Source organism: Streptomyces sp. YIM S03343, from assembly GCF_054729195.1.
In genome coordinates, this window is sequence record NZ_JBPUKX010000001.1 from 148338 (window position 1) to 160673 (window position 12336).

The following is a 12336-nucleotide window of genomic DNA, read 5'->3' on the forward strand; positions in this document are numbered from 1 at the left end:
TCAGTTCCCTGTTCCGATCGACTCAGCGCTCTTCTGCAGGGACTTCAGCGCCGAGGAGGGATCGGTCCCCTTCACGATCCGCTCGACCTGGCTGTCGCCGACGGTGCTGACCTGCGTCCACGCGGTGTTCGCGGGCGGCGCCTGCACAGAGCCCAGCTGCTGCTTGAACACCTTGAGCTTCGGGTCCGTGCTCAGGGACGTGACGTTCCAGGCCGATTGAACGGCCGGCAGGTCGCCGGTGGCCTTGTACCAACTCGCCTGAACACTGGCCTTCGTCAGGTACTGCACCAGCTTCCACGCCGCGGCGGCACGCGGGGAGTTGCGGAAGACCACCAGGTCGGAGCCGCCCACGAACGAGGTTGAGGACACCTTCGCAGGGAACGGCATCACGGCGTACTTGCTCGCAAAACCGGCGCCGCCGGCCTGGTTCAGCCCGCTGATGGCCGCGCCGCCACTGATGAGCATCGGCGTACTGCCGTTGACGAACCCGGACTCCTGCGCACCGGGCGCGGTGGTCAGGTTGGGGTTGGCGATGTCCTCGGTGAAGAAGCTCTGGTAGTACTTCATCGCGCCGACCATCTGCGGGCTGTCCAGTGTCCACTTGCTGCCAGCACTGTTCATCAGCGAGGCCCCGCCCGAGAACGCGAACGGCAGGATGGACTCGAAGGTGCCACCGCCGCCGGGCGGCAGCGCGATCCCCCACTTCGCGCCGGCCTTGGTCTGCATCGCCTTCGCCATGGCCTTGAACTCGTCCCAGGTCTTCGGCGGACTGCTGTAGCCGGCCTTCTTCGCCAGGTCGGTGCGGTAGTAGATCACCCGGGTGTCCAGATACCAGGGCACCCCCACCGCGGTGCCCTTCACCACCGCCGGAGCCTTCGCATCCGGGAAGATGTCGCTCGTGTCGATTGCGCTCCCCACCGACTGGAAGGAGTCGGCGAAGTCCGCCATCCACGTCGTGCCCATCTGCGCGACGTCCGGCGTCGTGCCGCCCGCGATCGCCGCCTGGTACTTGGCATGCGCATCCCCCCACGGGATCGCGGTGACCTTCACCTTCACCCCGGGGTTCTCCGCCTCGAAGCCCTTGAGCAGCTCCGGCAGCTTCTCCCCCTCGGTGCCCTGCGCCCACAGGGTGACCGTGCCGGTCACCTTGCCGGAGGGCACGGTGGCCGACGGCGCCGACGACCCGCTGTCCTCACCCCGCCCACACGCCGCCAGCACCAACACGACAGCTGTACTCACCGCGGCCGCGGAAGTCCTTCTCAGCATGGTCGCCGCTCCTCTCCTGGCTGGAAACCATCCTGACCGGATGGCTCGCAAATGAACTCAATCCAGCTCATCTAAGCGCTTAGATTCAGTGCATGACGAGAATCTAAGCGCTTAGAGTCAGGTTGTAAAGGGGCGTCGCTGGTTATGTTTCAGACGTGATACGCCGGTAAAGATCAGCAGCTGAGCGGCCGCGGGCGCGCCCGCCAGCCGCATTCAGGCATGACCAGCGCATGTGGCGTTGCCGCAGGGAGGCTCATGCCTGCGTGCAGCCGCAGCTCTCCCTCAGCACCACCTGCACCGGTAGCCTGCGCGCGATCGGCGGACCAGCGGGATCAGCGATGCGCTCCACGAGGATGTCGACCACCGCCCTGCCCATCGCCTGCATCGGCTGCCGCACGGTCGTCAGCGCCGGACGCACCACCCGTCCCGCCACGATCCCGTCGAAGCCGGTGACCGCCACCTGATCCGGCACCCGCACACCCAGCTCGGCCAGCACCGACAACAGGTTCAGCGCCGCCAGGTCGGTGACACACACGAACGCCTCCGGCAGAGCCCCGTCCGCCAGCACTCCGCCGATCACGCCGCGCACCTCGTCCTCATGCACGGCCAGTCCAGCCAGCGGCTTGCGCGGCACCCGCAATCCCGCCGCCCGCAGCGCCCCCTGGAACCCGGCGAACCGCTCCCGCGCATCGAACGTGCCGATGTCGCCGACGAACAGCAGATCCCGCAGCCCGTGCTCGACGATCAAGTGTTCCGTGACCGCCCGCATTCCGCCGCGGTTGTTCACCGAGACTGTATTGAGTCCCTCGTGCTGGGGCCCCTCCGACAGTTCGACCACCGGTATCCGCTGCGAGATCCGCTCCAGCACGTCGGCCGGCACCGTGTTCGGGAAAACCGCAAGCCCGTCCACCCGCCCCACGATGTCGGTCACCACCGTCGCACTGTCCGACCGGCCGCCCCCACCGATCAACAGGGCATAACCACGCTGCCAGCACTCCAGCTCGACACCGCGCTGCACCTCGTCCACATACAACGGAAACCGCAGATGATCGTCGCCCGCGTCACCCCGAACCACCGTAACCCCGCCCGCGGAAGGCTTCTTTCCCATCGGGTGCAGCTCCGCGAAATCCCTCGCCAATTCCGGGCGGAAGTAGTCAAATGAGTACACGCCCAATGCCCCGGTGCGCCCTCGCGCCAGCCCACGCGCACTCGCGCTCGGCACGTAGTTCAGCGCCTGTGCGGCAGCCAGGACGATCTGCCGCGTCTCCTCCCTCACCTTGTGCGGACGACGGAAGGTCATCGACACAGTCGCGATCGACACACCGGCACGCTGCGCCACCTCGTAGACCGTCGCCGTCTTCGCCACGTTCTTCACCTTTCGCCGCCTGTGTCGTCAGCAATGTTAAGCGCTTAGAAGCGGGGTCCCGGTGCCTGCGTCTACAGGGCGAACGTCGCAGCGCTGCAGCAATTGAGCGAGAAGGTCAGTCTGCCCTTCGCCACCCAGGCGCCCAGGCAGGTCCGGAGCTGGTGCGGTGTCGTCGAGGCTGGAACCAGCATCGTCGCGCGGCGTTGCTGCTGCTCGGCCGCCCCTATGGCGAGGGCCAGGGCGCCACGGGTCCGGACGCCCGGGCGGCCGACGGCCGGGCGGTCGGGCAGCGTCCGGCCACGGGACAGGGCGATGGTCAGCCGGGGAAGGTCGACACCGGCGTGGGCGGCGTTGCCGGGTTCGACGGTACGCGGGGTGCACTCGATGAACTCCGGCTGTCCGTCGACGTGGAAGTAGTCGAGGGTCAGCCCGCCGTGCCAGCGCAGATGTGCGCCCACTCTGGTCGCGTAGTCGAGGGCCGCCGGGTGATCGACGCTCAGCCGTGCCGCCGCAGACCCGCCGGTACCGGCACCGATCCGGACGCTGGTGTGCGCGGCCACCAGCCATCCGTGCTCGAACAGGGCCTGCACCTGGCCGTATTCGCCAACAGCAGGGGCCTGGCCCCTGACCGGGCCTCCGGTCCCCAACAGTTCCCGAACCGCATGACGCTCCTACTCCGCCGTCTCGACCCGGCACACGGCCCGCCCAGCCGTCCCGTAGGACGCCTTCACCCGGTGCGGGTACGGCACCTGCGCCGACCGCTCGTCGCACCACCACCATCGCGGCTGGGGAATGTCGAGTTCGTCGCAGAGTGTCGCGAACTCCGCCTTGCCCGCGATCCTGTCGAACGCCTCGATCGGCGCGACGGCGATCGAGGCATCGAGCGGGAGCAGATGCCGTCTCGCTGCGAACAGCCATGCCTGTTCGTGAGTGGCCGGCACGGCCTCGTACTCGCCTGTCGAACACAGCCCCGACACTCGGGACAGAGAGCCGAGTGGATCGGTGCCCGGCGACGGAGCCGGGATCAGATGGCATCGCCAGCGACTGAACCGCCCGATCGACGACCCACCCGCAGTGAGCGCGTCAGCCCGGACACCGCCCGAACCGAGCACCGTCAAGGTCTCCCGCGCAGTAAGGCTCGCGCTCTCCGACAACAACACGACCACGGCCGACCCTATCCCCGGCTGTCGGCGCGGCCTGACGCCGGGACGATCGGCCGACCGGACCCTTTGGAATTGATCGTCCAGGCGGAAGTGATCTTTCCGAGTGCGGGAGTGCGCCTGTGCGGCACCCTCCTCACGACTACTCGGGAAGGGGCGGGTCGTCGATCACGTTCTGCATCACGAGTGTGGAAGTCAGACGTTGGACCCGAGACCGCGAGCGTCCGCCTCACCGCGGCCGACGGCGACGTGCCCTGAGCTCCGGTCCGTTCGTCACCAGGCAGCCTGACCCCCTCGGCACACCGGGACATGAGTCAGGTCAGATGGCTCCTGCCGAATCCGGCCCGTTGTGGTGGTTGTGGACGAGGGGCAGGAAGAGCTCGTCGATGATCGACCGGATGCGTGTGGGCTTCAGGGGTTTGAGGTCCATGAGCAGGTCGTGGCGCACCAGGTCGAACGGCATGGCGAGTACCGCGGACGGGATCCGTTCCAGGTCGATCTCGCCTCGGTCATGGGCGCGCTGATAGATGGCCTGAACGCGCGAGAGCCGTTGGTCGCCCATGATCCGGTCGCGCACCTGGGCGGGGGTGAGCCCTGTGCCGGCCAGTAGCCCCGAGAAGGCGGTGGCCGCAGCGACGGCGAAGAACGGGGCGCGGGCCTCGCCCATGCCGGTCAGTGCGGCGAGGAGGTCGCCGCGCAGGGTACCGGTGTCGGGGATCTCGACCAAGTGGCTGTTCCGGTAGTGCTCGAGCGCGGCGAGCACGAGCTCGTCCTTGTTGGCCCAGCGGCGGTACAGCACGGCAATTCCGGTGCTGGCGCGGGAGGCGACGGACTCCATGGTCAGCTTCGCGAAGCCGAACTCGACCAACTCGTCCCAGGCTGCGTCCAGCAGCGCTGCCTCGAGTTCGGGGCCACGTCGGCGTTGGCGGGAGGGTGCGGCGGCGGATGTGGTCACGGCTCCACTATAAGGAAGGTTTGCATTCCGTAGTGAAGCACCCTAGCCTCACAAGAGAGGGATTCCACTCTTATATTGGGGGCGAGACGATGACAGAGACCACCGAGGCGAAGCTGTCGCCGCAGGTGAAGAACGCGCTGCTGGCGCTGGTGGTGGGCGGGATCGCGGCGATCCTCGACTCGACGATGGTGACGCTGGCGATCCACACGCTGGTGGTGAAGCTGCACTCGACCACCGACACGATGCAGTGGGTCACCACCGGCTTCCTGCTGGCGATGGCCGTCGCGATCCCGGTCACGGGATGGGCAGAGCGGCGCTGGGGCGGAAAACGGGTCTGGCTGGCCGCGCTGCTGCTGTTCGTCCTCGCCTCGGTGCTGTGCGCGGTGGCGTGGAACGACGTCAGCCTGATCGGCTTCCGGGCCCTGCAGGGCTTCGGTGCCGGGCTGATCTTCCCGCTGATGCAGACGCTCGCAGTGAGAGCCGCGGGCGGACGTGTCAGCGGCAGGCTGATGGCGGCCGTCAGCCTGCCGATCGCGCTCGGCCCGATCCTCGGTCCGGTGATCGGCGGCGTGATCCTGAACTGGCTGAGCTGGCGCTGGCTGTTCCTCGTCAACGTACCGCTCATCGCCGCCGGACTCCTGCTGGCCTGGCGGTTCCTGCCCGCCGACCACCCCGACACCTCGGCCGGGCGCGGGCGCCTGGACTGGATCGGCCTGGTGCTGCTCGCGCCGGCACTGGCCGGCATCCTGCTCGGCCTCTCGCAGCTGTCCGAGGACGGCGGGATCAGCCACGCCGGGGTGCTGCTGCCGCTGCTCGCCGGGGGCGTCCTACTCGCCGCGTTCATCGCCTGGGCGTGGCGGCTTGGCGAGCGCGAGCCGATCGTCGACGTCCGGCTGCTGCGCGTGCGCTCGCTGGGCAGCGCCTCCGCGGTCCTGTTCGCCGCCGGCGCGGCGATGTACGCCGGCATGTTCCTGCTGCCGCTGTACTACCAGCAACTGCGAGGCGACAGCGTGCTGGGGGCTGGGCTGCTGATGATCCCGCAGGGTGTGGGGGCGCTCGCCTCGCGCTTCGTGGTCGGCAAGCTGGTCGAACGGTTCGGAGCGCGCACCGTGACGATCGCCAGCTTCCTACTCGCCGCCTCCGCTACCGTCCCGTTCGCGCTCGCCGGGCCGGGCACGAGCCTGTGGTGGCTGGGAGCCGTGCTGCTGGTTCGCGGTCTGGGGATCGGGGCGATGCTGATCCCCCCGATGTCCGTCGCCTACCAGGGCATCCAACCGTCAGGCATCCCGCACGCCACCATGAACACCCGCATCGCCCAGCAAGTGGGGGCCTCGTTCGGCACCGCGATCGCCGCCGTCGCCCTCCAGTCGCTCCTCGGCCACGACGCCACCGGTGCCTTCCGGGGGGCGTTCTGGTGGGCGATCGGCATCACCATCGCCGCAGTCATCCCCAGCATCGCCCTCCCGGCCAACAAGGCGACGAGCCCCCGACCGGCGGCAAAGCCCGCGCACAACGACGGGACCCCTGGCAGCCGAGCGGCTACGCAGGAAGAGACAGCGTGAGCCCAGCCGTTCCTCCCACCAGGGAGACCGGGCAACTCGTCACCGGGGCCGTGCACGCCGCGCCGGCTGCGGTCGGAGCCCTGCCGGTGCGGTCCGCCTCCTCCAGGGGAGCGGGCTCGACATCGCTCAGGCCCTGGAGCGGATTCCCGAACGCCTTGACATGAGAGTTGGTCCATACCAATCTGATGTGGGCGTCCATCCTGTACGCGCTCGTCCCTCCCGAGGAGCACACCACGCTGGTCGCGCTCGCCGACGCCCGGACCTTTGCCGAACCCGGACGACCGCCAGCCGTCGTCGACCTGTACGACACCCCGGGGCGGCAGGCCGTCCTTCCGTGCCGCGAGGTCGGATCGATGGCGTGCAACCTGGAGATCGCCAACATGGACTTCTACGAGTTCGTCGCCGAGGAGGGCATGAAGCCGTGGCGGGAAGGCTCCTGACAAAGCATTCCGTCCCTCCTCGAGTTACCCAGAAGCCTCTGGGCCCATCGCGCGACCTCATGGTGGGCAGGCCCGCGGAAGGGCACTGCCGGCGTCGACACGAGAGCGCGGAGGGCTTCCCGGGCGGTCTCGCCTGACCGTGGGTCCTGTCCGGGGCCCCGCGTCGAGGCAGCCATCGCAGAGCGGGCGTTGAGTATACGAACCCAGGACATGTGAGTACCGCGCCCGATCACGGTAGCTCGCCGGGACGGTTGGCTGGGCTCATGGACGCGACCTGGGCAACCACGCATCAGCAGGACACTGACCGCGGGCTCCGAAGGTGGTCCGGCTGGGGACTCGGACTGCTCCTGCCGATGGTCGCCCTAAGCTGCGTCCCCGTTCTCGCCAGCGGGCGCGGCAGCCGGTGTATCACCTACGGTGACGAGTGCTCTGAGGTCCCCGGCGCACTCCTCTACGGATGCTTCTGGACGGCCGTCGTCGCCGGCTTGACGGCGCTGTTGTGGCCCCGTGCCCGCTGGACGGGCGCCAGAGTCGGGAGCGTCGTGGTCCAGTGGACGGCTCAGGTCGTGCTGACCTGCCTGATCATCAGCTACGCCTGAGCTTGTCTCCTCAAGGGTTTGAGCCGGTCGGGTTCGGGCGTAGACCGGTGAACTTCCAAGTGATGGAGTGCACCCACGATGTGCCGGCATCGGCCGCAGCGGAAGGACCTGCCACGAATCAGAATGGACGAACCAGTCGCTGTATCCGTCCGGATGGCCGCCGACGAGCACGAACTCCCTTACTCGGCGAGGAGAAGTGACCAGATCCTGGGGTGGGTGCGGGCGTGGCCGCGCGGATACGGGCGCGGTACCTGCACGCAGGCTGAGGGCCGCCCGGCGGCCGCTGCACGCGAACGGGTCGTGCGCTTCCCGCCCGGCCCCGCTTCTCCTCCCACCGGCCGGAAGGCCGGCCACAAGGCGGACACCGTACCTGGGCCGGGCTTCCGTAGCGTCCGCCGGGTGAAGGCAGGATCCTCCAACCGGTCGGAAGGCGGCCCGCGGGGATGAAGCGCGTTGTTCGGGCTACTCCTAGTAGTGCTTGGTCAGGTTGGTATCGCCGTGGGTATGTCGCGGTGGCAGGTGGGGCAGGCGCCGGTCCAGAGGGCGAGGAGTGTCTGCAGCTCGCGGACGACTTGGTAGAGGCTCAGGCCGGCGCCGTGTCTTTTGGGGATCGGTTCAGCCGCTGCAGGGTGCAGAAGGCGTGCGCGACGGAGACGAGGGTGACGTGGTGGTGCCAGCCGTTCCAGGTCCGGCCCTCGAAGTGGGCCAGGCCCAGGGCCTGCTTCATCTCGCGGTAGTCGTGCTCGATGCGCCAGCGCAGTTTGGCGAGCCGGACCAGCGTGGTGAGCGGGGTGTCGGCGGGCAGGTCGGACAGCCAGAACTGCACCGGCTCCGGTTCGGTGGCGGGCCATTCGGCCAGCAGCCAGGACTCGGGCAGTTCCGGGCCGTCGGTGGCCTGCCGGATCTCGCGCCCGGCAGGCCGGATCCGCAGGGCCACGAAACGGGAGTACATGCGCCTGCGGCCGGAGCGGCCGGTGCCGGGACGGGATCCCTCCCGCCACTGCACCGGCCGTGCGGCCTTCCGGCCCGCGGCGAGGACCAGCTCTTTCACCGACCGGGCCGGGTCGGGGTACTTCGCAACCGGCGGGCGTCCGTGCCCCGAGTACGGCTCGCACACCGGGACCGCGTCGTCGGGTTGCGCCGACATGGTGGTGGAGATCCCCACCACGTAGCGAAGACCCCGGGCCTGCAGGCCGAGCCGGAAGGCCGCGGCGTCGCCGTATCCAGCGTCCGCGACGGCCAGCGGCACCTCGATCCCCCAGGAGCGGACCTCGTCGAGCATGTCCAGGGCCAGCTGCCACTTCTCCACGTGCCCGACGTCCGGCGGGATGCCGCAGGCGGTGCGGCGGGCGATCTTGCACGGGTCGGCCTTCGGTGAGGCCGGGTCCCAGGTCTCGGGCAGGAACAGCCGCCAGTCGACCGCAGCCGAGGCATGGTCGGAGGCGAGGTGGAGCGAGACGCCCACCTGGCAGTTGGTGACCTTGCCCGCAGTGCCGGTGTACTGCCGCGACACACACGCCGAGGCACTCCCGTCCTTCAGGAACCCGGTGTCGTCGAAGACCAGGGCCCTGGGCTTGATCGCCGCCTCCATCCGCCAGGCGAGCCGGGCCCGGACGTGAGCCGGGTTCCAGGGGCTGGTGGTGATGAAGTTGGCGAGAGCCTGACGGTTGCCGTCAGCCCCGAGCCGGGCGGCCATCGGCTCGATGGACTTGCGTTTGCCGTCGGTCAGCAGTCCCCGAAGGTAGACCTGCCCCCACCGGCGCTGGTCCTTGCGCGCGAACGGCTCGAACACCTCCTCCGCGAACGCCTCCAGCTCACCACGCACCACAGCAATCTCGTCCGGAGTCACACCCCCTCAACACCACACCGGACCCGAAGGACACGCACCAGCCCCATCAACCTGACCAAGCACTACTAGCGTCGGCCGTATGAAAGCTGACCAGATGCGGGCCGGAAGCGAACCGTCCCGATTCGTTCGCGAGTTCGTCCGCGATCCGCTCAGAGTCGGTGCGGTGGCGCCGAGTTCGCCGCGCCTGGCGGAGCGAGTGGTGGCTCCCGTGCCGGAGACCGGGGATCCGGTCATCGTCGAGTTGGGGCCGGGCACCGGGGTGTTCACCGCCGCGATCCAGCGGCGGCTGGCCGGGCGCGGCAGGCACCTCGCCGTGGAGATCAACCCGCGGTTCGCGGACCGGTTGCGGGAGCGCTTCCCCGGTGTCGATGTCGTGGCGGGTGACGCCGCCCGGCTGCCGGACATACTCACGACGCGCGGGCTGGACAGGGCCGACGCCGTCATCAGCGGGCTGCCGTGGACCGCTTTCCTGCCGGATGCGGAACGGGGCCTGGTGGCAGCGGTGACGGCCGGTCTGGTCCCGGACGGTGCCTTCACCACGTTCACCTACGTGTTCGGCAGATGGGCGCCGCCGGCCGTGCGGCTGCGACGGCTGCTGTGCGCGGCGTTCGAGGAGCTGGTGCCGAGCCGTACGGTCTGGGCCAACCTTCCGCCCGCGCTTGTCTACCACGCGCGCCGGCCCCGGATCCACCACCGCCTTCACGGCACGGACCCGGCCTACGAGCCGGTCAACCCGGTGTGACGCCGGTCTGGACCGCCAGCACCGCGAGCCGGATCCGGTTGGCGGTGGCGGTCTTGGCCATCAGACTGGAGACATGTGTCTTGACGGTGGTGACCCCGATGTGCAGCCGCTCGGCGATCTCACCGTTGGACAGCCCGGCCCCGACCAGTGACAGCACCTCACGCTCGCGCTGAGTGAGTCCGGCGGGCGGGCCGGGCTGCCGCTCGGGCTCGCCACCCCGCGCCCGTACCGCCTGCCCGACCAGACGGCGCAGTACGGAGGTGCTGAACGGGTCGTCCCCGCCGACGGCCCGCCGAATGCCGTCCAACAGCTCGGCCGGTGCGGCGTCCTTGACAAGGAAGCCGCACGCGCCGGCGGCGAGCGCCGGGTAGAGGTGGTCGTCGTCGTCGAAGGTAGTCAGCACGACGATACGGGTGGCGGGACGGGCAGCGAGGATACGGCCGGTCGCGGTGATGCCGTCGACGCCGGGCATGCGCAGATCCATGAGGATCACATCGGGCAGCAGTTCCTCGGCGAGGCGTTCCGCTTGCCGTCCATTCGGGGCCTCACCGACGACCCGTACATCACAGGCGGCCTCGCACAGCATCCGCAGTCCGGCACGGACCAACTGCTGATCGTCCACGAGCAGTACGCGGATCACTGGCGCTCCCCGTCCCCGTACCCGCCGTCCGTGCCCTCTTCGCCCGGGGCGTCGTCGCACGCGCGTGCCGGATGGGCCGGGAGCATGGCCGAGAGCTGCCAGCCGCCGCCGTCGTCGGACGGACCCACCGACAGTTCCCCGCCGAGCAGTTCTACGCGCTCCCGCATTCCGACCAGTCCGAGCCCCGGCCTGGACCCGACGGGCCCTGTCCGATCGTCACCGCGCACCGCCCCATTGTCACAGATGCGCAGGCGAACAGCGCCCGTCTCGGTCATCCCCACCGCCACCCTGGCGTGCGCCGAGGTCCCAACGTGCTTGGCGACGTTGGCCAGGCCCTCCTGGACCAGCCGCAGTACGGCGAGCCCGCGGACCGCGTCGAGGTCCCGGACCTCCGGATCTGTCGTCTCCTCGACGTCAAGCCCGATCCGCCGGCCCTGCTCGACCACCGCACCCAGGGCCGCGGGCAGCCCCTCGGGGGCCACCAACGGTGCCGCGGCGTCGCCCTCCGGAAGCTGCTCCGGATCGCGCAGGACGGTCACCAGGCGGCGCAGGTCGGTCAGGGCCGCTGTGCCGGTGGTGTGCAGATCGTCGAGGACTTCGGTCACCCGCTCGTCAGCGACGGGCAGCACGTGCCTGGCCACACCCACCCGCAGCACCATCGGTGAGACATGATGGGCCACCAGATCGTGCAACTCCCGGGCGATCGCGGTGCGCTCGGCGACCCGCGCCGCACGAATCCGCAGCTCCTGGCTGCGCTTCTCCTCTTCCGCCTGCTGCCGGGTGTGCCAGGCGAGCTGACGGGTGGTCCGGACATAGGCGCCCAGCAGTACCGGGCCGCCCACCGTCACCGCCACGCGATAGAACAGCGCCGGCAACTCCTTCGGCATGTCGTCACTGACATGGATGACGTACACCGCGCTCAGAGCGCCGGCCCCGATCATCGCTTTCGACCATGGCCTGCGGATCGCCAGCTCCAGCAGAGAGATGCCGGCCAGGTACTTCACCAGGGCCGCAGGGCCGTGCTCGTAGGTCCCGTACGCGTCTGCGGCAAGCAACAGGGCCGCCTGGCAGAGCGCGGTGGCCAGCGGCCGGACGGCGCCGAACAGGCCGAACGCGACTGCCGCGAAGGCGAAAACCCAGTCGGCCCATGGCGTCCGGCTGCCGTTCTGCAGCAGCGTGAGGTCTCCCACGGCGACCAGCAGCAGGATGATGAGGCGCGGTATCACGGTCGGCTTGTCAAGAACGCCTTCTGGCCACGAGATCGGCACGTCTCGATCGTCGCACAGCGCGCCGACGCCGATCCACCTGCCGGAACGGTACGCGCAGCTGAGCAGGGCCTGTTCCCCGAGATCGGCTACCGGCCGGTCTGGGACAAGCTCACCGGCGGTCCGGCCGGGATGCCGGTGGCCTCGCCGAGCGCGAAGGCACTGCGGGACCTTCGCCGGAGACCTTCGCCGGAGACTGGGGCCGCGCCGGTGAGGTCTCTGTTCGAGACCCTCGCCGGGCCGCCGGCCCGCCCGACGACGCCAGAAGTGTGCTTCGGTGCTTACCGGACGGTGTCCTTCGACGGCTACTCGCTGCGAGTGCCCGGTTCCCCACGCAATCGCGCCTGGCTCGCGCGGACACCTCACCACGGCAGCCGGGCAACTGACCGGGATGACCGCGATCGTCCTGCACGACCTGGAGCCGTCGCGAAGGCCGCTCGTGGTTCGCCACCGCCGCCAGGGCCGCCGCTGAATCCGGCGACGAACAGCTGC

At 69.6% G+C, this 12336-nt stretch carries 12 protein-coding genes; 4 read left to right on the plus strand and 8 right to left on the minus strand.

The window, feature by feature from the left end; all coding sequences use genetic code 11:
• The 5 genes from ACSYGN_RS00715 to ACSYGN_RS00735 all read right to left on the minus strand — a co-directional run bounded on the left by ACSYGN_RS00715 (nt 1) and on the right by ACSYGN_RS00735 (nt 4747).
• A complete protein-coding gene (locus ACSYGN_RS00715) occupies nt 1-1266 on the minus strand; it encodes an extracellular solute-binding protein (RefSeq protein WP_460390731.1) in 1266 nt (421 codons plus the stop codon).
• A gap of 253 nt (nt 1267-1519) precedes the next feature.
• The gene (locus tag ACSYGN_RS00720; protein ID WP_460390733.1) at nt 1520-2632 is read right to left on the minus strand and encodes a LacI family DNA-binding transcriptional regulator; all 1113 of its coding nucleotides are present in this window, start codon (nt 2630-2632) and stop codon (nt 1520-1522) included.
• A 71-nt stretch (nt 2633-2703) separates the two neighbouring features.
• Nucleotides 2704-3222, minus strand: coding sequence for a hypothetical protein (locus ACSYGN_RS00725; protein ID WP_460390735.1), 519 nt, complete (start codon nt 3220-3222; stop codon nt 2704-2706).
• Between the two features lie 81 nt (nt 3223-3303).
• Nucleotides 3304-3573, minus strand: coding sequence for a hypothetical protein (locus ACSYGN_RS00730; RefSeq protein ID WP_460390737.1), 270 nt, complete (start codon nt 3571-3573; stop codon nt 3304-3306).
• Between the two features lie 538 nt (nt 3574-4111).
• Nucleotides 4112-4747, minus strand: a complete 636-nt coding sequence (locus ACSYGN_RS00735; protein ID WP_460390739.1) for a TetR/AcrR family transcriptional regulator — start codon at nt 4745-4747, stop codon at nt 4112-4114.
• A gap of 89 nt (nt 4748-4836) precedes the next feature.
• Between ACSYGN_RS00735 and ACSYGN_RS00740 the strand changes: the two genes are divergently transcribed.
• The 3 genes from ACSYGN_RS00740 to ACSYGN_RS00750 all read left to right on the plus strand — a co-directional run bounded on the left by ACSYGN_RS00740 (nt 4837) and on the right by ACSYGN_RS00750 (nt 7348).
• A complete protein-coding gene (locus tag ACSYGN_RS00740) occupies nt 4837-6309 on the plus strand; it encodes a DHA2 family efflux MFS transporter permease subunit (RefSeq protein WP_460390741.1) in 1473 nt (490 codons plus the stop codon).
• Nucleotides 6310-6494: 185 nt separating this feature from the next.
• Complete coding sequence (locus ACSYGN_RS00745; protein ID WP_460390743.1) at nt 6495-6749, plus strand: DUF6924 domain-containing protein; 255 nt, start codon at nt 6495-6497, stop codon at nt 6747-6749.
• Between the two features lie 263 nt (nt 6750-7012).
• Nucleotides 7013-7348, plus strand: a complete 336-nt coding sequence (locus ACSYGN_RS00750) for a hypothetical protein (RefSeq protein ID WP_460390745.1) — start codon at nt 7013-7015, stop codon at nt 7346-7348.
• A gap of 583 nt (nt 7349-7931) precedes the next feature.
• Here ACSYGN_RS00750 and ACSYGN_RS00755 read toward each other — a convergent pair.
• Nucleotides 7932-9197 carry an IS701 family transposase gene (locus ACSYGN_RS00755; protein ID WP_460390556.1) on the minus strand — a complete coding sequence of 422 codons (1266 nt, stop codon included), beginning with the start codon at nt 9195-9197 and terminating at the stop codon, nt 7932-7934.
• A 79-nt stretch (nt 9198-9276) separates the two neighbouring features.
• Between ACSYGN_RS00755 and ACSYGN_RS00760 the strand changes: the two genes are divergently transcribed.
• A complete protein-coding gene (locus ACSYGN_RS00760; RefSeq protein WP_460390747.1) occupies nt 9277-9939 on the plus strand; it encodes a class I SAM-dependent methyltransferase in 663 nt (220 codons plus the stop codon).
• Here ACSYGN_RS00760 and ACSYGN_RS00765 read toward each other — a convergent pair.
• Together ACSYGN_RS00765 and ACSYGN_RS00770 are read right to left on the minus strand one after the other, a co-directional pair.
• The gene (locus ACSYGN_RS00765; RefSeq protein WP_460390749.1) at nt 9926-10579 is read right to left on the minus strand and encodes a response regulator; all 654 of its coding nucleotides are present in this window, start codon (nt 10577-10579) and stop codon (nt 9926-9928) included. The genes ACSYGN_RS00760 and ACSYGN_RS00765 overlap by 14 nt on opposite strands.
• On the minus strand, nt 10576-11847 hold the full coding sequence (locus tag ACSYGN_RS00770) for a sensor histidine kinase (protein ID WP_460390751.1): 1272 nt from the start codon (nt 11845-11847) through the stop codon (nt 10576-10578). The genes ACSYGN_RS00765 and ACSYGN_RS00770 overlap by 4 nt, the downstream gene beginning before the upstream one ends.
• Nucleotides 11848-12336 lie beyond the last annotated feature (489 nt).

What these genes read in the sequence shown, in the direction of transcription:
- ACSYGN_RS00760 (WP_460390747.1), top strand. Translation starts at nt 9,277, where the DNA reads ATGAAAGCTGACCAGATGCGGGCCGGAAGCGAACCGTCCCGATTCGTT.
- ACSYGN_RS00715 (WP_460390731.1), bottom strand. Translation starts at nt 1,266, where the DNA reads ATGCTGAGAAGGACTTCCGCGGCCGCGGTGAGTACAGCTGTCGTGTTG.
- ACSYGN_RS00745 (WP_460390743.1), top strand. Translation starts at nt 6,495, where the DNA reads ATGTGGGCGTCCATCCTGTACGCGCTCGTCCCTCCCGAGGAGCACACC.
- ACSYGN_RS00740 (WP_460390741.1), top strand. Translation starts at nt 4,837, where the DNA reads ATGACAGAGACCACCGAGGCGAAGCTGTCGCCGCAGGTGAAGAACGCG.
- ACSYGN_RS00750 (WP_460390745.1), top strand. Translation starts at nt 7,013, where the DNA reads ATGGACGCGACCTGGGCAACCACGCATCAGCAGGACACTGACCGCGGG.